Annotated in this window: 23 protein-coding genes, 4 tRNA genes and 1 rRNA gene; 7 read left to right on the top strand and 21 right to left on the bottom strand. The window is 41.0% G+C overall.

Features of this window, described 5'->3' with window-relative positions:
• The 6 genes from rrf to proC form a co-directional block, all read left to right on the top strand.
• Positions 1-108: ribosomal RNA gene (gene rrf / locus V7S75_RS09975) — 5S ribosomal RNA — on the top strand; the annotation flags it as partial.
• Between the two features lie 579 nt (positions 109-687).
• Positions 688-1239 carry a hypothetical protein gene (locus V7S75_RS09980; protein WP_459513566.1) on the top strand — a complete coding sequence of 184 codons (552 nt, stop codon included), beginning with the start codon at positions 688-690 and terminating at the stop codon, positions 1237-1239.
• A gap of 8 nt (positions 1240-1247) precedes the next feature.
• Positions 1248-1652: a MerC domain-containing protein gene (locus V7S75_RS09985; protein WP_459513568.1), complete on the top strand. Its 405-nt coding sequence runs from the start codon at positions 1248-1250 to the stop codon at positions 1650-1652.
• A 64-nt stretch (positions 1653-1716) separates the two neighbouring features.
• Positions 1717-3177, top strand: a complete 1461-nt coding sequence (gene gatB / locus V7S75_RS09990; RefSeq protein WP_459513570.1) for an Asp-tRNA(Asn)/Glu-tRNA(Gln) amidotransferase subunit GatB — start codon at positions 1717-1719, stop codon at positions 3175-3177.
• Complete coding sequence (locus V7S75_RS09995) at positions 3177-4286, top strand: peroxiredoxin family protein (protein WP_459513572.1); 1110 nt, start codon at positions 3177-3179, stop codon at positions 4284-4286. The genes gatB and V7S75_RS09995 overlap by 1 nt, the downstream gene beginning before the upstream one ends.
• Before the next feature lie 4 nt (positions 4287-4290).
• Positions 4291-5091, top strand: coding sequence for a pyrroline-5-carboxylate reductase (gene proC / locus V7S75_RS10000; RefSeq protein ID WP_459513573.1), 801 nt, complete (start codon positions 4291-4293; stop codon positions 5089-5091).
• On the opposite strand, the gene mutL is transcribed toward proC, so the two are convergent.
• The 17 genes from mutL to V7S75_RS10085 form a co-directional block, all read right to left on the bottom strand.
• Positions 5080-6915: a DNA mismatch repair endonuclease MutL gene (gene mutL, locus V7S75_RS10005; protein ID WP_459513575.1), complete on the bottom strand. Its 1836-nt coding sequence runs from the start codon at positions 6913-6915 to the stop codon at positions 5080-5082. The two genes, proC and mutL, sit on opposite strands and share 12 nt — an antisense overlap.
• An 81-nt stretch (positions 6916-6996) precedes the next feature.
• A complete protein-coding gene (rplL, locus tag V7S75_RS10010) occupies positions 6997-7383 on the bottom strand; it encodes a 50S ribosomal protein L7/L12 (protein WP_377976610.1) in 387 nt (128 codons plus the stop codon).
• A gap of 68 nt (positions 7384-7451) precedes the next feature.
• A complete protein-coding gene (gene rplJ / locus V7S75_RS10015; protein WP_459513576.1) occupies positions 7452-7985 on the bottom strand; it encodes a 50S ribosomal protein L10 in 534 nt (177 codons plus the stop codon).
• 2 nt (positions 7986-7987) lie between these two features.
• Complete coding sequence (rplA, locus tag V7S75_RS10020; protein WP_377976611.1) at positions 7988-8686, bottom strand: 50S ribosomal protein L1; 699 nt, start codon at positions 8684-8686, stop codon at positions 7988-7990.
• Positions 8687-8723: 37 nt separating this feature from the next.
• Complete coding sequence (gene rplK / locus V7S75_RS10025; RefSeq protein ID WP_315577535.1) at positions 8724-9161, bottom strand: 50S ribosomal protein L11; 438 nt, start codon at positions 9159-9161, stop codon at positions 8724-8726.
• 224 nt (positions 9162-9385) lie between these two features.
• The gene (locus tag V7S75_RS10030) at positions 9386-10099 is read right to left on the bottom strand and encodes an FkbM family methyltransferase (RefSeq protein ID WP_459513577.1); all 714 of its coding nucleotides are present in this window, start codon (positions 10097-10099) and stop codon (positions 9386-9388) included.
• Positions 10100-10166: 67 nt separating this feature from the next.
• The gene (nusG, locus tag V7S75_RS10035) at positions 10167-10763 is read right to left on the bottom strand and encodes a transcription termination/antitermination protein NusG (RefSeq protein ID WP_459513579.1); all 597 of its coding nucleotides are present in this window, start codon (positions 10761-10763) and stop codon (positions 10167-10169) included.
• A 33-nt stretch (positions 10764-10796) separates the two neighbouring features.
• Positions 10797-10988, bottom strand: a complete 192-nt coding sequence (gene secE / locus V7S75_RS10040) for a preprotein translocase subunit SecE (RefSeq protein ID WP_315577538.1) — start codon at positions 10986-10988, stop codon at positions 10797-10799.
• 35 nt (positions 10989-11023) lie between these two features.
• Positions 11024-11094: transfer RNA gene (locus V7S75_RS10045), tRNA-Trp, on the bottom strand.
• A 65-nt stretch (positions 11095-11159) separates the two neighbouring features.
• Positions 11160-11906 (bottom strand): NIPSNAP family protein, encoded by a 747-nt coding sequence (locus V7S75_RS10050; protein WP_459513581.1) that lies wholly within the window; start codon positions 11904-11906, stop codon positions 11160-11162.
• Positions 11907-12066: 160 nt separating this feature from the next.
• Positions 12067-13254 (bottom strand): elongation factor Tu, encoded by a 1188-nt coding sequence (gene tuf, locus V7S75_RS10055; protein ID WP_377976614.1) that lies wholly within the window; start codon positions 13252-13254, stop codon positions 12067-12069.
• A gap of 76 nt (positions 13255-13330) precedes the next feature.
• Positions 13331-13402 (bottom strand) — tRNA-Thr (locus V7S75_RS10060).
• A 93-nt stretch (positions 13403-13495) separates the two neighbouring features.
• A tRNA-Gly gene (locus tag V7S75_RS10065) sits at positions 13496-13568 on the bottom strand.
• Between the two features lie 46 nt (positions 13569-13614).
• Positions 13615-13697: transfer RNA gene (locus V7S75_RS10070), tRNA-Tyr, on the bottom strand.
• 103 nt (positions 13698-13800) lie between these two features.
• Positions 13801-15039 carry an outer membrane beta-barrel protein gene (locus V7S75_RS10075; protein WP_459513583.1) on the bottom strand — a complete coding sequence of 413 codons (1239 nt, stop codon included), beginning with the start codon at positions 15037-15039 and terminating at the stop codon, positions 13801-13803.
• On the bottom strand, positions 15036-15758 hold the full coding sequence (locus V7S75_RS10080; RefSeq protein ID WP_459513585.1) for a hypothetical protein: 723 nt from the start codon (positions 15756-15758) through the stop codon (positions 15036-15038). The genes V7S75_RS10075 and V7S75_RS10080 overlap by 4 nt, the downstream gene beginning before the upstream one ends.
• Complete coding sequence (locus tag V7S75_RS10085) at positions 15755-16261, bottom strand: RNA polymerase sigma factor (RefSeq protein ID WP_459513587.1); 507 nt, start codon at positions 16259-16261, stop codon at positions 15755-15757. Before V7S75_RS10085 ends, V7S75_RS10080 begins: the two co-directional genes overlap by 4 nt.
• A 149-nt stretch (positions 16262-16410) precedes the next feature.
• Between V7S75_RS10085 and murI the strand changes: the two genes are divergently transcribed.
• Positions 16411-17220, top strand: coding sequence for a glutamate racemase (gene murI / locus V7S75_RS10090; RefSeq protein WP_459513589.1), 810 nt, complete (start codon positions 16411-16413; stop codon positions 17218-17220).
• Here the strand turns inward: murI and V7S75_RS10095 are convergent.
• From V7S75_RS10095 to V7S75_RS10110, 4 genes are read right to left on the bottom strand one after another with little or no spacing between them, the layout of a single operon-like run.
• Positions 17217-17507 carry a hypothetical protein gene (locus V7S75_RS10095; RefSeq protein WP_377976618.1) on the bottom strand — a complete coding sequence of 97 codons (291 nt, stop codon included), beginning with the start codon at positions 17505-17507 and terminating at the stop codon, positions 17217-17219. The two genes, murI and V7S75_RS10095, sit on opposite strands and share 4 nt — an antisense overlap.
• Positions 17500-18033, bottom strand: coding sequence for a DUF420 domain-containing protein (locus V7S75_RS10100; RefSeq protein WP_459513591.1), 534 nt, complete (start codon positions 18031-18033; stop codon positions 17500-17502). Before V7S75_RS10100 ends, V7S75_RS10095 begins: the two co-directional genes overlap by 8 nt.
• Positions 18034-18036: 3 nt before the next feature.
• Positions 18037-18753, bottom strand: a complete 717-nt coding sequence (locus V7S75_RS10105; RefSeq protein WP_459513593.1) for an SCO family protein — start codon at positions 18751-18753, stop codon at positions 18037-18039.
• Positions 18754-18777: 24 nt separating this feature from the next.
• Positions 18778-19089, bottom strand: a complete 312-nt coding sequence (locus V7S75_RS10110; RefSeq protein WP_459513594.1) for a cytochrome C oxidase subunit IV family protein — start codon at positions 19087-19089, stop codon at positions 18778-18780.
• Positions 19090-19107: the final 18 nt, after the last annotated feature.

Here is a 19107-nt window from a genome sequence, read left to right on the forward strand (position 1 = left end):
GAGCCGATAGGACGGGTGTTCACCTCTTCCCATCTCGAACAGAGAAGTTAAGCCCCGCACCGCTGATGATACTGGGATCAAACCCGGGAAAGTAAGTAAGCTCCAAGTTATTATAGAAGACCTGCACTAAAAGTGTGGGTCTTTTTTTTTGGCCCAAAGGCATCAGTCGCTAGTCACTAGTCGTCAGTTGTCTGTGGTCAGTCCGGAGGGAATTAGTCCGGAGGGGGTTACTCACTAGTCTTCAGTCCGGAGGGATTTAGTCCGGAGTCCGAAGGAGCTGTACGTTTTTCACTCTTCACTCTTCGTTCTTCACTCTTACCTGGCGAGAAGTCCGGAGGGAATTAGTCGAGAGTCCGGAGGAGCTGTACGTTTTTCACTCATCACTCTTCGTTCTTAACTCTTACCTGGCGAGAAGTCCGGAGGGATTTAGTCCGGAGTCCGAAGGAGCTGTACGTTTTTCACTCTTCACTCTTCGTTCTTAACTCTTCCCACTTTCCTCTCCATTTCTAACTCATCGTTGTTAGTTCTACATTATTTCTTATGATAAACTCATACCCATGTGTTAAGTGCGCGCATCATCTCGTGCTATTCATAGTAATTTTTTGTAAATATTCTATTATTTTTTTATTTGCAACATTGTTGCAAAAACATATATTTGTTTATATTTGTGTATTATTTATTCAATTTATGTATAAGTATTGCTGGATTTTAGCTGCCTTTATCTTTGTTTCATGTATTCATGGAGACAACATTGAGCCAAGTGATGATAATGAATTAATCACGACGGTTAAATTAGTATTTACCCCTCAGGAAGATGAAGATAGTTCGATCCCTTTAGCTTTTTATTGGAAGGATACAGAGGGTGATGGGGTTGTTGATCGTCTAGATCCCATTGTTTTAGATGATGACACAAAATATGACTTACAGGTTCAGCTATTTGATGAAACGAAGACTCCTCGTGTTGATATAACAAAATCAATTGTAGAAGAAGCCGACGTGCATTTATTTGTATATAAAATCCTCCCTGCCTCATTGCTAAAACTAAGTATTAAAGACCGAGATTCTAAAGGTCTAGCGCTTGGTTTACGTGGGGATGTTAAAACAGGTTCCAAAGGCAATGGCAAGATGCGCGTGTTATTGAAACATCAGCCACCTGTAAATGGCCAAGTTGTTAAAAACGGACAAGAAGAACCCGGTAGTACGGATGTGGACATTGAGTTTAATATATCTATTAAATAATTAGCTTTATGTCTAAATATAAGCGTGTCAAACAAATGATTCCCATGGAAAGGTTAGGACTTTTTCTTTCTTTCCTTTGTGCTATTCATTGCCTGACAATGCCTTTTGTTGTTTTTTTTGCACCTTATATCTTAGGTAGTCTAGCATTTTCTGCTAAAATTGAATGGTTGTTAGTACTTTCAAGCTTTGGCTTAGCAGCCTACATTTTAATCCTCGATTATCAGAAACATAAACGTCTTAAGCCACTTTATTTTTTAGCCCTTGCTTTAGCTTTAAAGGTTTTAGAAGTTAGTTGGGGTAGTTCATCCTATAATTGGATTTTTGGCGTACTTTTAGGTGGATCCGTGGCCTATGCCTATTGGGTTAATTACAAACATAAAACTGCCTGTACGTGTAAAATGAAAGCATCTTAAGGGTATTTTTCGCCTAGGTTTTTTTATCTTTACTGAGTTTTACCTAGTATTAGCCTATAAATTCGTGAGTACTTTTCATTCTTCGACCTTTGAACCGGTAATTGGCCTTGAAATACATGCCCAATTACAAACGGATTCTAAAATTTTTGCTAGTGATCCGGTTCGTTTTGGTCAGGATGCGAATACACTTATTTCGCCCATTACCCTCGGTCATCCCGGAACTCTGCCGCATTTGAATAAAAAAGCAGTTGAGTTTGCTATAAAAATGGGCTTTGCCTTAGGTTCCGAAATCGCCCGTTGGCAAAATTTTGATCGAAAAAATTATTTCTATCCTGATCTTCCAAAGGGCTATCAAATTACACAAGATAAAACACCTATCTGTATTGGTGGTTCTATTCAAGTTCATTTAGCCGAAGGACTAAAAGTATTGCCTTTTCATCATATTCACCTGGAGGAAGATGCGGGAAAGTCTTTACACGAAGGCGATAATCCCTTTAGCTTTATTGACTACAACCGCGCCGGTACACCCTTAATTGAAATGGTGACTGAACCTGCCATTCACTCTGCGGAAGAAGCTTTCGCCATGGTGTCTGAAGTGCGTAAATTAGTTCGCTATTTAGGTATTTGCGACGGAAATATGGAAGAAGGCTCACTTCGCGCCGATGTGAACATTTCTTTGCGGCCCAAAGGTACTTTTACCTTAGGAACGAAAGTGGAGATTAAAAACATGAACTCTTTACGGAATATTCAACGAGCAATCGAATATGAATGCCGCCGACAAGAAGAGGCTTTGTTGAAGGGTGAACAACTCATGCAAGAAACGCGGACTTTTGATGCACATACAGGAAAAACGCATAGCATGCGGGTGAAAGAAACCATGAATGACTATCGCTATTTCCCTGAGCCTGATTTGGCACCTCTTGAAATTTCAGAGAAATGGTTAGCTGAGATCCGTGAATTGATGCCAACTTTACCTTGGGAACAAGAAAATAAATTTATTGAGCAATATCAATTACCTGCTTATGACGCTCATTTCTTAGCTGAAACGCGTGAAATGGCTTTGTATTTCGAAGCTGTAACTTCACATACTCAGGCATATAAAGCTGTCGCAAATTGGCTAATGGGCCCAGTGAAATCCCATCTAAATGATAAGGGATTATCAATTGCTGATTTTGAAATGGATGCCAAACATTTGGCTGAAATAGTGGATTTGGTCGAAAAAGGAATCATCACACACAATTTGGCAGTACACCAGTTATTCGAGCTTTGTTTAGCTTCTCCAGCCAAGGAACCTAACCAAATCATCGAAGAACAAGGTTGGTTGAATCAAGATACCAAAGACGAATTGCCCGCCTTTGTTGAAGCCGCACTTGCCGCATATCCAGATAAAATCAAGGAATATCATCAAGGGAAAAAAGGACTCATCGCACTATTCATTGGAGAAGTGATGAAGCGTTCGAAAGGAACTGCTGATCCCAAACGAGTGAATCAATTAGTCAGCGAAGCACTCCAACAACTTAAGTAATGAAGAAGATCCTGCTGTGCTGGTTGTTAGCTAGTTCATTTCTTGGCAAAGCGCAAGATTTTGTACTGACTGTCCGTGCTAATCAAGTAGCGGCGCAGCGGAAAATTTATTTGGAATGGATCAATGGCCGCGGTCAAGCGGTAAAGATCGATTCTTTGCTTCCTGATGCGAATCATCAAGTGATTTTTAAAGGAAAGGTGCTCGATCAAGGGGGCTTTTATCTGATTAATTTTTTCGATGTTCCTAATCCTCAAAAGGTATTGGTCATTCTTGAGGGCGGCGAAAAAGTATTTGTCCAAGCCGACGGTAGAAACACACCTGAAAAGGCTGGTACTTCTCAAGTCAAAAGCGATGCCGCCAACATCGTATTTATGAATCAAATAATTGCTCTGACGGATGTTCTAAAAGGGAAGGTTGAGGCCTGGACGAAGGAATTACAAGATAAACCGGGAGAGCAAGATCGTATTCAGAAGGCATTTGATGCGGCCCAACAAGAACAATTTGCTAAAATTAAGGCATTAATTCCCTCAATGGGTACGCATTTAGTGGCCTTGTGGGCGACTAATTTTTTACCAGCGGATAAAGAGCTAGCCTTATTAGAGGAAATCGGTGAGCGCTTTCGCAAAGCAAGACCCAATCATCCCCAAGTGAAACCTTTTCTGGAAAATTTAAAGCGACTGAAAGGTGTTTCCGTCGGTTCTGAAGCCCCAGAAATTGCTTTGCCTACTCCTGCGGGACCAATCATGCGCTTATCTGATTTAAGAGGAAAATATGTACTGATTGACTTTTGGGCAAGCTGGTGCGGCCCTTGTCGGCGCGAAAACCCCAATGTCATTAAAACCTATGCCGCTTATAAAGACAAAGGATTCGAAATTTTTGGGGTAAGTCTTGATCAAGATAAAGCTGCATGGACTAATGCCATTGCCAAAGATCAATTAACCTGGCCTCACGTGTCCGATTTACAATATTGGAATTCTGTAGCGGCTCAGGCCTATCAAGTTTCTTCGATTCCGATGACTTTTTTATTGGATCCGCAAGGCAAGATTATCGCCAAAGGGCTTCGAGGAGATTCATTGAATCAATATTTAGCAAACCTTTTTACCAAATAGCGTTATGAAAATCGCAATCATTGGATGTGGAAATATGGGTATGGCTTTTGCCAATTCATTTATTCAGTACAATTTAGTTCAAAAGGAAGATTTATTGTTGATTGAAAAGAATCAAGAACGTGGTGCTGTGTTACAAGAACAGAAAGCGGGGCTTGTCGTAGATACAATATCAGATAAAATTTCGGGAGTAGATTTGGTTATTTTATCCGTAAAACCGCAAGATTATCCCAGTGTGGCAAGTGAATTGGCTAGCTTATTATTACCTCATCAAATGGTGTTATCGATCATGGCCGGTATTCCGATTGCTAAGTTGCAGACTTCCCTGCAACATGATTTGATTGTACGTGCGATGCCCAATACGCCTGCGTTGTTAGGCATGGGAATGACTGCTTTTGCCGCTGCCGCTGCGGTAGGTTTAGCGGATATCCGGAAAGTGGAAAACTTGATTAATTCCACAGGCCGAGCCGTATTTTTAGAAGATGAGGCGCTTATTGATGCCGTGACTGGATTGAGTGGAAGTGGGCCTGCGTATTTCTTCTATTTAATTAAATCGATGATAGATGCAGGGATTGCCATGGGCTTTGATCCAGCGATGTCTGCTTTATTAGTTAAGCAAACGATGCTAGGATCTTATCACTTAATGCAAACCAGTGATAAGTCGTTGGATGAATTGATTCAAGCTGTTGCTTCTAAAGGTGGAACGACAGAGGCTGCATTGAAGACTTTTGCTGAAAAGCAAGTGGGAGAAGGCTTACAACAAGGTATTTTCGCAGCACGTGATCGTGCGGTTGAACTAGCGAAGTAATTGAATTAAAGACTCTTCGTTTAATACTTGGCTAATGGCTTCGCCATTAGGAGAAGAGTTTGGATTTGTACTCGCAAATAGTTGTTCAATTAGCGCATTAATCTCCAACTCATTTAATCTTTTTTGATGAAAACGGGCCGCTGACCGGTTGGCCATCGTTTGTGCAATCTTTTCAGCCCGATGCGCACTTAGGTCACTTGAGGCATGTTTTAACTGCTCCAATATACCTTCTAATAGCGCTTGGCCATCCTCATCCCCAATTTCCGATGGAACACCTAGGATTTCAATTTGACCAGTTGAATTTTTCTGTAATCTAAATCCTAGGTCATTGATTTCATGACTGATTTCGCTTAATAGAAGCTGATCCGCTGGATTAATATCTAGGAACTTAGGGAAAAGTAACTGCTGGGATGCCCCATTTTTGCGCTGCAAATTATCCATGAATTGATCGTAAAGAACGCGCTGATAAGCACGTTTTTGGTCGATTAACAATAATCCACTGGAGATACTGAGCACGATAAATTTATTCAGGATCTGAATCGACTGAAAATTGGATTGCGAACTACTTAATTCAGGGCGATCATTTGCTTTGCTCTGAACGGTTTTAAATTCGTTCATGGCAGAAGGAAAAAGGGCAGATTGCGTTTGAGGGGCTTGTTGTTCAAACGCGTCAATGTTATTCTGCAATCCTTCGTATAATTTCTTCCATGCGTCTTGAACGGGTTTCGGTTTGTAGCTTGAATCGCTGTAAGCCGAGTGTGGTTCTTGGCGTGGGCTGCTTGGTTGAGGCGAATGAAAATTAACATTGCTATCAAAGTCCAAGGAAGGAATTAAGTTATGAATACTTAAAGTCTTCCGAACGGCGGATTGAATAATGGCGTAAATGGACCTTTCGTCTTCGAATTTGATCTCTGTTTTCGTTGGGTGAACATTGATGTCAATGTGCGCCGGATCGATGCTTAGAAACAAAACATAGAAGGGGAAGGCCCCATCGGGCAATAGGCGCTCGTAAGCGCTCATGACTGCGTGGTTGAGGTAGGCGTTTTTAATGAAGCGATCATTCACAAAGAAGAACTGTTCGCCTCGTGTTTTTTTAGCATGTTCGGGTTTTCCCACATAGCCTTTAATGGATACGTAACTCGTATTTTCTTCACAAGCCGCTAATTGCTCCCGGTAGGTTTTGCCAAAAAGATCGACAATCCGCTTGCCTAATTTTTCAGGCGGCAGGGAATAGGTTTCTTGCTCGTTTTGAATGAAGGAAAATTTAATCTCGGGATGTGCCAAAGCGATGCGTTGGAATTCATCGAGTATGTGGCGAATTTCAACGGGATTGGACTTAAGAAAATTCCTTCTTGCGGGGATATTATAAAATAGGTTTTTGACAGCAATGGAAGTTCCTTGAGGAGCTTGAATACTTTCTTGGCTCTTTAAAACGGAGCCATCAATTTTGATGCAAGTGCCTAATTCATCATCGGCACGCCGAGTTTTTAATTCAACTTGTGCAACGGAGGCGATGGAAGCCATGGCTTCACCACGAAAGCCCATGGTTTTAATGCTGAATAAATCTTCTGCTCGGCGAATTTTAGAGGTAGCATGGCGTTCAAAGCACATGCGTGCATCGGTTTCCGACATGCCACAGCCGTCATCGATGACTTGAACGATGCCTTTACCGGCATCTTTGATAATCAGCTGAATAGAAGTAGCACCGGCGTCAATCGCATTCTCCATGAGTTCTTTGACGACAGAGGCAGGTCTTTGCACGACTTCTCCTGCCGCAATTTGATTGGCTATGGCATCGGGGAGGAGTTGGATAATATCGCGCATGTTTGTTTGTATTCAGCTTTCAAATAAACCAAAAAAAAGGGAATGTTGCCATCCCCTTTTTTGAATAATCAGGTAATTGAATTATTTCAATTCAACTTCAGCACCAGCTTCTTCTAAAGATTTTTTCAAACCTTCAGCTTCGTCTTTAGATACACCTTCTTTAACTGCTTTTGGAGCAGCATCTACTACGTCTTTAGCTTCTTTCAAACCTAAACCAGTTAAGTCTTTCACTAATTTAACGATCGCTAATTTGTTAGGACCAGCTGATTTCAAGATTACATCGAAAGATGATTTCTCAGCAGCAGCCTCACCACCGTCAGCGCCACCAGCTGCAGGACCTGCAACCATAACAGCACCAGCAGCAGCTGGTTCGATACCGTACTCATCCTTAAGGATAGTAGCTAATTCATTTACTTCTTTTACAGTTAAGTTCACTAATTGCTCAGCGAACGCTTTTAAATCTGCCATTGTTTGAAAATTTAATTGTTAAGAATTAATTATTTGTTGGAGCTAAGCTCCGATTAAACGTGTTAAAATTATTCAGGACGCTCAGACAAAGTCTTAACGAGACCAGCCAATTTCTTCTCACCGCTAAGTAATGCTGAAACAACATTTTTAGCAGGCGATTGCAATAAGCCAATAACTTCTCCAATCATCTCGTTTTTCGACTTGATGTTCTCTAGGGCTGTTAATTGACCTTCGCCAATGTACAAGCCACCTTCGATGGAAGCACCTTTGAATGTGATTTTATCTTTTCCAGCTGCTTTTTTGAATTCTTTGATCAACTTAGCCGGTACTTTAGCATCTTCTGGAGAGAAGATAACACCTGACATGCCAGTCAAAACTTCAGCATCAAATGGAGTATAATCGTTACCTGTTTTAGCTAAGGCTTTCGCGATTAATGTGTTTTTGAAGATTTTATACTCTAAACCTTTCGCAAAACACATACGACGGAATTCCGTTGCTTCGGCTACTGTTAAACCGGCTGTACTTGCAATGTAGAAGTACGGAGTTGCCGCGAACTTTTCGCTCAACTCATCAATAATCTGATTTTTTTCTTCTCTTGTCATGATTACAATCCAGCTATAGATCCTTTATCAATGATGATGCCCGGAGACATTGTCGAAGATATGTTGATCGATTTAACATATGTACCCTTTGCAGAAGATGGCTTCAATTTCAACAAAGTGTTGATAACTTCTTGCGCATTTTCAGCAATTTTATTTGCATCAAAAGAAACCTTACCGATAGAGGTATGGATGATACCAGTTTTGTCAACTTTAAAGTCGATTTTACCTGCTTTTACTTCTTTTACTGCATTTCCTACTTCCAAAGTTACTGTACCAGACTTTGGATTAGGCATCAGACCGCGAGGTCCTAACACACGTCCCAAACGGCCTAATTTTGCCATCACTGTTGGCATTGTAATGATTACGTCGATATCGGTCCAACCGCTCTCGATTTTTGCAATGTAATCATCCAATCCTACGTGATCAGCACCGGCTGCTTTTGCTTCCTCTACTTTATCTGGAGAACACAATACGAGTACACGTACGTCTTTACCAGTTCCATGAGGTAGGGCAACCACACCACGAACCATTTGGTCCGCTTTGCGGGGGTCTACGCCTAAGCGAACATCAATGTCCACAGAGGCATCGAATTTTGTATAGGAAATTTCCTTCAATAATGCGGCTGCTTGATCAAGCGTATACGCTTGCGTCGCATCGTATTTTGATAGGGCTTCCTTTTTTTTCTTCGTAAGTTTTGCCATTACCTTTTAATTAAAATGTTTATTTCTGATGGTTAAATCAGAACGGTTTATCACCAGAAACAGTAATACCCATTGATCTTGCCGTTCCAGCAATCATACTCATTGCCGCTTCAATTGTAAAACAGTTCAAATCTGGCATCTTCGTTTCCGCGATAACGCGAACTTGATCCCAAGTTACTGAACCTACTTTTTTCAAGTTAGGTTGAGCCGAACCGGATTTAACTTTCGCAGCGTCCAATAACAAAATTGGTGCTGGAGGAGTTTTTACAACGAAATCAAACGATTTGTCTGCGTAATAAGTAATTAGGACCGGCAATACTACGCCGTTTTTATCTTGAGTACGCGCATTAAACTGCTTGCAGAACTCCATGATATTTAATCCTTTCGAACCTAATGCAGGACCGATGGGTGGTGAAGGATTGGCTTGGCCACCTTTGCATTGAAGCTTAACGTAACCAGCTATTTCTTTTGCCATGTTAAAACATCGTTTATTTAGTGAAATTAGAGGTTTTTCTGCCAATAAGGGTGGAAGCTTCCTTATCTGAATCCCCTCCGGGTGACCTTCCTGTGTAACAATACATTCCGGCCCATTCTGCCTTTGAAATTTTCAAATGACATAATGCCGCTTTTTAAACGGACTGCAAAATTAAGGGAAAATAATTAGAATGCAAGTGTCTGCGAGAAGAATTTTAATTGATCTTAGGCTTTTTTGAAAATCATCTCATAGAAATTCCCAAATCCATGCTTGATCGTTCTTTCAACCTCATAGCCATTTGCTTGCAATAAGGCTTGAATGGTTTCAAAAGAGTCTAAATTTTGATACATGTCATCTTGATGATTTTCAAGTTGAATCCGGTCAATATGGCAACCCTCAATTGGGAATAGCCCTTTAAGGCATTTTAATTCATGCCCCTCCGTGTCAATCTTGAGGACATCGATATGTGTGATCTTCTGTTCCTGAATGTAATCACGCAGGCAAATTGTTTCGATTTGCAGCGTGTCGCTAATGATTTCCGTAGGCTTAACACCTAGTACCTGTGCCTTCTTGGCCAAATATTTGCTATCCGGATTTAAAGCTTCAAAAGATGAGGTTAAGTCTAATTTATTGATGTAAAAAGTAAGGACCTGTTTCGCATGCGATACGCCTTTATTAACCAAGCGGATGTTTGCCTGGCCTGCGTATTTATGTGTCAATAATTGAAATAGACTCGGATTGGGTTCGAAAGAGGTAATTTGGGCATTGGGACGAATGGAAAGAAAGAAATCTGCCGATTGCCCTTTGTTTGCTCCCACGTCAAAAATACGCGGGGTTTCGGGTAAAGCCTGTTTGTAAAATCGCTTTAATTTAGGGTAGAATTGAATAGCTTCATTCAGCCCAATAAGGTATGAAATAAGTCTAATTCGGTTGTTCATGCACCAAGTTTATTCTGTCAAAAAAAAAGCCTTGGGTTCCCAAGGCTTTTACTAGTAACTAGCGATATTATTTCTCTACTTGTGAGTAGTTTAATTCCAATGGTGTGTTACGGCCAAAAATCTTAACCATAACAGATAATTTTTTACTATTCTCGTGAATCTCTTCAACAGTACCTTCAAAGGAAGCAAATGGTCCATCGATTACGCGAACTGTTTCTCCTTTAATGAAGCTGATTGATGCATATTCTTCAACCGCCGCAGCTTCATCTACCTTACCTAAAATACGATTTACTTCGCTTTGGCTCATCGGCACAGGTTTTTTAACGATTACTTTCGTCTTTTTTACTTTTCCGCCTTCGACCTTTGTGACTTCAACCTCCTCATTGTTTGCCTGTAAAAAGCCGATTACACCTGGAGTAGAAGTTAAAATGTGACTTACCTCTCCAGCTAAGTCAGCTTCCACCATGATATACCCTGGAAACAAGTTTTTCTCACGAATAACTTTTTTGCCTTTACGGATTTCGTAAATCTTTTCAGTCGGGATTAGAATTTGTGGAACAGAATCTGACACACCTTGGCGTGCAAGCTCATTTTCCATATAGGTTTTCACCTTTTTTTCCTGCCCTGAGATTGCTCTCAATACGTACCATTTAGTCTCTGCCATGGAAATTGCTTTTTTAGGATTGGGTTAGCCTTATTAAAATGAACTATAGAATAAATCCAATCCAGATTTAAACGCCAAATCTACGACTCCTACCAATAAGGCAAAAATCAATGAGGCAACTAAAACTAAAACAGAACTTGATTGCAAGTCTGTGAATTTAGGCCATGTAACGTTCTCCGTTACTTCTACCCAAGATTCTTTAATCAATGATGTAAAACTGCTCATAATTTACCGATTATCGGTTTTTGTTAATTTCATTGCACGGGCACAAGGATTCGAACCCTGACCAAAGGTTTTGGAGACCTGCATACTACCATTATACTATGCCCGTAGAAAGGATTGCAAATTTAGATAAAAAAACCTAATTAACAAACCTCTCATCGTTTTATTGATTTTTTACCATTGCGAATAGCTTGTAGGTTCTAGAAACCGACGGACCGTTCTCGAATGGCTATTGACATATCGGGGATCATTAACAATGCGTTTCCAATCTGCATCAGCACTAAATTTGGCCCAATTCGCATCACGCTCCGCCATGCTTTCAAAAGCAACCATGTATGTGAGGCATGGCGTATTTTCGCCGGCTAATGCCTCGCCAAAGAATACATTATGTAAACCTACTTTGTCGAAGATTTTCAATTCATCATCGTTAAACATGGCCACTTTTCTGCGCAGCGCGTCTTCATTATAGGCCTCATAGGTACGCCATTCGTATATTCTGCCTGGATTTGTTACGGGTAATTTCATGGTCGGATGACCCGAAAAGCCTTTCGCCAAATACGTGCTAATTTTCTCAAACATGGGCTTTTCTAATCCGACATATTCAAAATAAGGCTTCGCCGTTTCTTGGTAATTGGCATCTTTGAGTAAGGCATCCTTGTATCCGGCATAGGCTTCGAGGGATGCAAATGGGATCGCAACAACGATAATGGCCGGTTCGGGCTTGCCTAAATCTTTGAAGACGCCAATTTTATTGACTCCGTATTTGTTTAACGCTGGTATTAATGCCTTGGATAAATAGTTTTCCAAAATCCCCGTATTCCCTCGGAACTTCATTTGATAGGTTCTGATTTCATAATATTCCTGGCTAAATGCCGAAATGGAATATAAGAGAACTGATAATAATAGAAATAACTTTTTCATGTGATAATATGTTCGAGGTTAAAATCGTTCAAGCCTCAGGCGTTAGCTTTGGCAAACCTGAAAGGATTGCCAAAGCTGAAGGACACGCCCAGGCTTCTCACAAGTATACAAAAAAAAAGAGCGGTCATTGACCGCTCTTTCCCGTATAGGCTAATTAAAATTAGTCTAAGATTTCAGTTACCTGACCAGCACCTACTGTACGGCCACCTTCACGAATCGCGAAACGTAACCCTTTGTCCATAGCTACTGCGTTCAATAACGTAACATCAATTGTTAAGTTATCACCAGGCATACACATTTCAACTCCTGCAGGTAAAGTAATTTCACCTGTTACGTCTGTCGTACGGAAGTAGAATTGTGGACGGTATTTGTTAAAGAATGGAGTGTGACGTCCACCTTCTTCTTTTGACAAGATATAAACCTCAGCTTTGAATTTAGTGTGAGGCTTCACTGAACCTGGCTTACAGATTACCATACCACGACGGATATCAGTTTTCTCAATACCACGTAACAATAAACCTACGTTATCACCAGCTTCACCACGATCTAAGATCTTACGGAACATCTCAACACCAGTTACTACTGATTTCAAGTTTTCAGCTCCCATACCTAAGATATCAACTGCCTCACCTGAGTTAATAACACCAGTCTCGATTTTACCTGTTGCTACTGTACCACGACCTGTGATCGAGAATACGTCTTCAACTGGCATCAAGAATGCCTTATCAACATCACGCTTTGGAAGTGGAATCCAAGAATCTACTGCATCCATTAATGCTTCGATTGTAGCTACCCATTTAGCATCTCCGTTCAATCCACCTAAAGCAGATCCTTGGATTACTGGAATGTTATCGCCATCGAATTCGTAGAATGAAAGAAGCTCACGGATCTCCATTTCAACTAATTCTAATAATTCTGGATCATCAACCATATCCACTTTGTTCATGAATACAACCAATTGAGGTACACCTACTTGGCGAGCCAAAAGGATGTGCTCACGTGTTTGTGGCATTGGTCCGTCAGTTGCAGCAACTACCAAGATAGCACCGTCCATCTGAGCAGCACCAGTAACCATGTTCTTCACGTAATCCGCGTGACCTGGACAGTCAACGTGTGCATAGTGACGGTTAGCTGTAGCGTACTCTACGTGAGCCGTGTTAATCGTGATACCACGCTCTTTTTCTTCTGGAGCAGAGTCAATGGAAGAGAAATCTTTCTTCTCAGCAAGACCTTTTTCAGAAAGAACTTTAGTGATAGCAGCTGTTAAAGTTGTTTTACCGTGGTCAACGTGGCCAATTGTACCAATGTTAACGTGGGGTTTACTTCGGTCAAAATTCTCTTTTGCCATGATTATTTAGTTCTTAATTAAGTTATAAAAAATTTCAAATTGTACTTATTCAAATTCGGCCTTGCTTCATGCCTAGAGCCTTTGAGCAGGATTGAACTGCCGACCTCTTCCTTACCAAGGAAGTGCTCTACCACTGAGCTACAAAGGCAAAACCTTGCGGCCATCTCGGTTCGTCTCGTTAGACTCACCACAAATAAAAATATTACTCAGGCGGTTTTCACCTAAGTAACATTTTATTCTGAGCGGGAGACGGGGCTCGAACCCGCCACCTATAGCTTGGAAGGCTATCGCTCTACCAAATGAGCTACTCCCGCTGGCTAGATTCTCCTGTAAAAAGAATCTAAATTCAATAAATAAATGTGGGGACAGATGGATTCGAACCACCGTAGGCATTCACCAGCAGATTTACAGTCTGCCCCATTTGGCCGCTCTGGTATATCCCCTTCATTTTGTTTCAGCGAAACGTTTTGCTGAAATAGTTCGCAAAAGTAGCTCCTTTTTTGATTTCCACAAAGCTCTCGCCAAAAAAAATGTGATAATTTTTTATTAAAGTTTAATTCCGAAGCTAAATGCCGTTAATTGTGGGCCTAAATTCTTTTGAAACAGAGGAGATAAATCATAATTAAAGAACAATTCTCCCACATGACGTAATGCAATTTCGGCCTTTACTCCATAGCGTACTTGATTCAGATTGAAATTCGAACCAATTCGGGCTAGGTTTTCGTTCTTTTCCTCTATGGTTTTTGTCCAGCTATCCAAGCGATAACTCACATAGCCTCCTAATCCGATCATACGAACTGCCGACTGCTTGCTAAATGCGAAATGCGGCATAATGGGTAATGTAATATAAGATACCGTGAGTTTATTTTTGCTAAATTGAATTTCATTGCCTTGTGCGTCTAGTAAAGGTTGAAAGATAGTCGATCCACCCGTTTTCGTAACCACACGATTGTGATCAAACATGAAATTATACCAATCAAATGAAAATCCATATCCCACACGAAATGCACTTTTCTTGCCTCGTGAAATCGTTGCGGAATGGGTAAAATCGAGACTAACAAATCTTGACCCTAAAGGCTTAAGTTCTGAATCCGATGATAGGTATGGGCTAGGATATATAGCAATTACATTTTCAGGCATTTTCCCAGAAAGCCCATTGAGTCCAATGTAAACGTTGAAGCCTTTTCGTTGGTATAGGTTTAATTGCTTCTCTTTAGAATTTACTTTAGTAGAGTCTCTGCCCCAAATTACTTTGGTCTCTTCGCCATTCGCCTCTTTGACCTGTACCCCATTCCAATCCACGTGCACCTCTTCCTTCCCATCTTTCACGTGAATGCCATTCCAGCCTACGCGCACTTCTTCTTTCCCATCACTGTGAATAACAAGCGCTTTGCCCAAGCTATCATTTTTAATGTTGATCCGCTTTTCTCCATCATTCGGATAGGTCATTTTGAACGTTTTTTCTGGCCCCGTATAGGTAGCGCCCGATTTGATAACGCCTATTTTGACTTTGCTATTCCCAATTTGAACGGACAAACTGCTATCTCCTTCCGTATTCGTTCGAATCACACCGCGTACAACTTGCCATAAACTATCCGAAAGTACTAAGCCCTTGCTTTGAAAGACCTTCTCCAATTCCTCCCGAAGACTTTTGTTTTTGTCTTGATTCCCGCCAATAATAGTTTGGTTTCGCTTGTCAATTTTTAATAATAAGCTGTCTGGATTATTATTTGCCCAAAGCTGTTGTGTCAATCCGAATAGGATGATGATTAATAATGCTCTCATTGTATTTGAAATGTTTGTTTAACGGTTTGTTCTGCACGATAATAGGTATTCGCTACCTGGTGAATGCCATCTTCCAATGGCCGATTTCCTTCTTTCAATTGCTGCCAGTCTAATTCCTCGCCAGCTACAACTTGCTTCACTTGTTTAATCAAACGACCCAGTAGGCCTTTTCTCTTTTTTATAGGCGTTGCATCAAGCTGAGCTACCGATAAAGGTTTTGGACTTTCGATCGGATCAATGTCTACCCGAACCCAAATTTCCTCTTCAGCTTCTGGTTTGGGATCTACCTTCGCTATCACGGGTTGTTGGTCATTGAGTATAATTCCAGGTTCAACGGATGGCGTATAAACTTGTTCGGGCTCCCTATGCTTTTGTTCTTTGATTATTACTTCAGGGGCAGCCTTTTGGGTAGCTAAAACCGGCATCTCATCGGGGGTAGCTTGATTGGGTTGCTTATTTTCAACTTGCGTTACGCTTGGCCCAGTTTTAGCAGAATCAACGCTGCTTTCCCAGTTCAAGCCAATCAAAATGGCGATAACTGCCGCTGCCGACCACACCCACGTATTCATGCGCAACCATATTGGCCGTACACGTTTTTCGTCTAACTGTTTTTCCATTCGCTCCCACATATTCGCGGGAACCTCTGATTCATGTGCTTGAATTTGCTTTTGCCAAGCTTTTTCAAGCGCTTCCCAAGAAGTATTATTTGGCTTTTTCATGATTCAATTAATTTTATTTTTTGCTGGATCATTGTCCGAGCTCTTGATAACTGTGATTTTGATGTTCCCGAAGAGATAGCTAATAACGTGGCGATCTCATCGTGGCTGTATCCCTCTATCGCGTACAAATTAAATATGGTTCTGTAGCCCGGGGGTAATTCAGCAATGATGGCTTCGATTTCCGCTGTTCTCAAGTGCATCAACGCATCTGCTGGTTCTCCCACATCCCAAGCTTCTTCAATGTTCTTGGTGAATACATCCCCTTGTTTTCGAATTTTCATCAAACACTCATTCACCACAATCCGACGAATCCACCCTTCAAAACTGCCAGATTCATTAAAGGTTTCCACTTTTGAAAACACTTTCATGAAACTTTCCATCAATGTATCTTCTGCATCTGGCCCGTTGCCTAAATACCTTCGACATACGGCCATCATTTTCCCCGAGTAGCGATTAAATGTCGCATGTTGCCCCTTGCGGTCCTGTTTTTTGCAGGCCTGCACCAATGATAGCTCAAGGTTTTCGGAGGGTAAATGTTTATGCAAAGTTGACAAAATGTTAATTGTACGTAAAGATGGTTAAAAAGTCAAAATGGTTGCGTGGGTTTGAAAAGAATCCCAAAATTCCGTTCTTTACATCCAATTAGAATCATATGCCAAACGCAGCACCCATTGGGATTTTTGATAGTGGAATCGGCGGATTAACGCTCGCGCATGCCATCACCGAAGTGATGCCCCATGAGAATATCGTCTATTTTGGCGATACCGCGCATTTACCTTACGGGGATAAATCTTCCACTGCCATACAAGCATATTCCTTAAAGATCTGTAATTTCTTGATGGAAAAGAATTGCAAATTAATTCTCATAGCCTGTAATTCTGCTTCCGCTGCTGCTTATGATTTGGTAAAAACCTATGTAGGAACCAAGGCCATCGTTGTCAATGTCATCGATCCAGTCATTGATTATTTAGACCAAAACTGGGAAGGGAAAACAATTGGTCTCATCGGGACAAAACAAACGGTCAACTCAGGTATCTACGCGACCAAAGCCGAAGCGCTTGGAAAAAATATCCATATCAAATCGCTCGCAACTCCTTTGTTGGCCCCCATGATTGAAGAAGGGTTTTTCAATAATAACATCTCGGAACAAATCATTAAGGAGTATTTGGCGCATGAGAATTTAGCCAATATCGAAGGCCTGATTCTGGGATGTACCCATTACCCCTTGATTAAGAAACAGATAGATGCGTATTTCCAAGGGAAAATTCCTGTGATAGATACTTCTTTGATCGTTGCGGCAGCCATTAAACAGCTTTTAGCGAAGCAAGATTTATTGGTTGATTCGCAATCGAAAGCTTCCCGACAATTCTTTGTGTCGGATTACACGGACTCTTTTGAAAAATCGACGCAGATTTTCTTCGGAGAAACAATCAAGCTGACGCAGTATCCGATTTGGGATTAATTAGCCTTTCCCATCAATTGAGAAACGCGTTGACGTAATTGCCATTTGGCAATGCGCTCCTTTTGCTCCTGTTTGCTTTGTTTGAACCAAAGCCAAGCAATGCCACCCACTAACAAATAAGGTGCTGTCAATAAGTACAAGATACCCGTGTTCAAGCCTGTTGCGATATTCGAGCGACCATTGGAAACGGTACTTTCTACTGTCGTCCGACACATCGCACATTGTGCATCGACATCCAGTTGGATGAACAATAATAAGCAAACGATGAAAAATATACGCTTATACATAGTAAGGGGAAATCATGAGGTAAACAATTACACCCGAAATTGAAACATATAACCAAATCGGATAAGCCCATTTAACCGTTTTCTTATGGGCAGCTATATCACCTGTCAAGGCATGGTATAAAGCCATCAACACGAGACGAACAACTCCGATGGACAAGATAATGTGCGAAGCAAGTAAGAAAAAATAAATGCTTTTGATTATTCCTTCGCCTCCAAATTTGGTGGATTCGTTGGCTACGTGGTACAAAATATATAAGATAAGGAATATAGCACCTTGTAATACCGCAGCACCCATGGCTTTGCGATGTCCCTCAATGTTCTTTTTCTTCACAGCGATTAATCCAATAATTAAACTCAACGCGGTCGTACTGTTGATAATTCCGATTAAATGGGGAAGAACCTTTGTCCAATCGCCCAAGGGTAATTTACTTGGCAAGGATAACAAGCCCGCAACGGCTAAAGGTATCGCAATGGAGATCACATTGATGATCAAATTATTTTTCGGGGACTTGGTTAATGTTAACATCTGCTATTCTGTCGTATAAATGCTTTTTAAAACTTTGATTTCCATAATCAAACGGTCCACTTCTTTCTTATCCGTACCATCGTAGAATCCACGAATGACGCCTGATTTATCTACCAATACTAAACGCTCAGAGTGAATAAATGTTTCGTCGGGATTCTTAATCGCCGCATCATATTCCGAAGCATCTGCCAGTGGTACATGGAAGCCTTTTAAAATTAATGGATAGATTTCTTTTTTCGCTCCGGTTAAAAATGTCCAACGTGTCGAATCGGCCTCGAAGCGTTTCGCGTATGCCGAAAGCTTTGCAGGCTCATCGTAGTTCGGATCGACCGAAATGGAAATAAAATGAACGTCTTTATCTTGGTTGAAGGTATCTGTAGCCCGACTAACCTGCGAAGTGATTTTAGGGCAAATGGTTCCGCAACGGGTAAAGAAGAAATTGGCAACATAAATTTTGCCTTGTAATGCTTTGGAAGAAAATACCTTGCCGTTTTCGTCGGTCAGTTGGAAAGCTGGAATCGTTTGAAATACCGTATCGAGTTCGGATTCGTTCCAGCGGGGATTTAATCGTTTGGCCATTTTGATTTCCCCGGTCGTAGAATCGATCGCTGGAATAAAACGGGGTAGGGTATAATGATTGGTACCGAATGTCTTTAGCCCTAAAAAGATAAAGACAGGCACTATTAATGTTATTAACAAGATGCCTGTCTTCTTATTCATAATTCCTGTAAGGAAAATGGTCTACTAATACATGTGACCGCCTTCGTAAATCAAGGCTACTAAAAGCCAAACTACAAAGATTGTCGGAACTAAAATCATCCAAATTAGTGACTTCACTTCATGCTTTAAGTGCATGAATTCACCTACGATGTAAAATGCTTTAACGATTGTCATGCCGCAGAAAATAGCAACACGCAAGGTATTAGCTGGCATGGTGAATGCGATAACGAATTCAATAGCCGTTAAGATCAATAAGATCCAAAATGTTTTCCAAATCGCTCCTGTGTTTGGAGCGGCGATTTCTTTTTCAGAAGTTTCGTGTGCTACGTGAGCCATAATATCGATGAATAAAGA

The organism is Aquirufa sp. TARAVU-A1A, assembly GCF_054558675.1.

Bases quoted from the DNA above. Each gene is read 5' to 3' on its own strand.
- V7S75_RS09980 (WP_459513566.1), top strand. From the start codon at position 688: ATGTATAAGTATTGCTGGATTTTAGCTGCCTTTATCTTTGTTTCATGT.
- V7S75_RS09985 (WP_459513568.1), top strand. From the start codon at position 1,248: ATGTCTAAATATAAGCGTGTCAAACAAATGATTCCCATGGAAAGGTTA.
- V7S75_RS09995 (WP_459513572.1), top strand. From the start codon at position 3,177: ATGAAGAAGATCCTGCTGTGCTGGTTGTTAGCTAGTTCATTTCTTGGC.
- proC (WP_459513573.1), top strand. From the start codon at position 4,291: ATGAAAATCGCAATCATTGGATGTGGAAATATGGGTATGGCTTTTGCC.
- mutL (WP_459513575.1), bottom strand. From the start codon at position 6,915: ATGCGCGATATTATCCAACTCCTCCCCGATGCCATAGCCAATCAAATT.
- rplL (WP_377976610.1), bottom strand. From the start codon at position 7,383: ATGGCAGATTTAAAAGCGTTCGCTGAGCAATTAGTGAACTTAACTGTA.
- rplJ (WP_459513576.1), bottom strand. From the start codon at position 7,985: ATGACAAGAGAAGAAAAAAATCAGATTATTGATGAGTTGAGCGAAAAG.
- rplA (WP_377976611.1), bottom strand. From the start codon at position 8,686: ATGGCAAAACTTACGAAGAAAAAAAAGGAAGCCCTATCAAAATACGAT.
- rplK (WP_315577535.1), bottom strand. From the start codon at position 9,161: ATGGCAAAAGAAATAGCTGGTTACGTTAAGCTTCAATGCAAAGGTGGC.
- V7S75_RS10030 (WP_459513577.1), bottom strand. From the start codon at position 10,099: ATGAACAACCGAATTAGACTTATTTCATACCTTATTGGGCTGAATGAA.
- nusG (WP_459513579.1), bottom strand. From the start codon at position 10,763: ATGGCAGAGACTAAATGGTACGTATTGAGAGCAATCTCAGGGCAGGAA.
- secE (WP_315577538.1), bottom strand. From the start codon at position 10,988: ATGAGCAGTTTTACATCATTGATTAAAGAATCTTGGGTAGAAGTAACG.
- V7S75_RS10050 (WP_459513581.1), bottom strand. From the start codon at position 11,906: ATGAAAAAGTTATTTCTATTATTATCAGTTCTCTTATATTCCATTTCG.
- tuf (WP_377976614.1), bottom strand. From the start codon at position 13,254: ATGGCAAAAGAGAATTTTGACCGAAGTAAACCCCACGTTAACATTGGT.
- V7S75_RS10075 (WP_459513583.1), bottom strand. From the start codon at position 15,039: ATGAGAGCATTATTAATCATCATCCTATTCGGATTGACACAACAGCTT.
- V7S75_RS10080 (WP_459513585.1), bottom strand. From the start codon at position 15,758: ATGAAAAAGCCAAATAATACTTCTTGGGAAGCGCTTGAAAAAGCTTGG.
- murI (WP_459513589.1), top strand. From the start codon at position 16,411: ATGCCAAACGCAGCACCCATTGGGATTTTTGATAGTGGAATCGGCGGA.
- V7S75_RS10095 (WP_377976618.1), bottom strand. From the start codon at position 17,507: ATGTATAAGCGTATATTTTTCATCGTTTGCTTATTATTGTTCATCCAA.
- V7S75_RS10100 (WP_459513591.1), bottom strand. From the start codon at position 18,033: ATGTTAACATTAACCAAGTCCCCGAAAAATAATTTGATCATCAATGTG.
- V7S75_RS10105 (WP_459513593.1), bottom strand. From the start codon at position 18,753: ATGAATAAGAAGACAGGCATCTTGTTAATAACATTAATAGTGCCTGTC.
- V7S75_RS10110 (WP_459513594.1), bottom strand. From the start codon at position 19,089: ATGGCTCACGTAGCACACGAAACTTCTGAAAAAGAAATCGCCGCTCCA.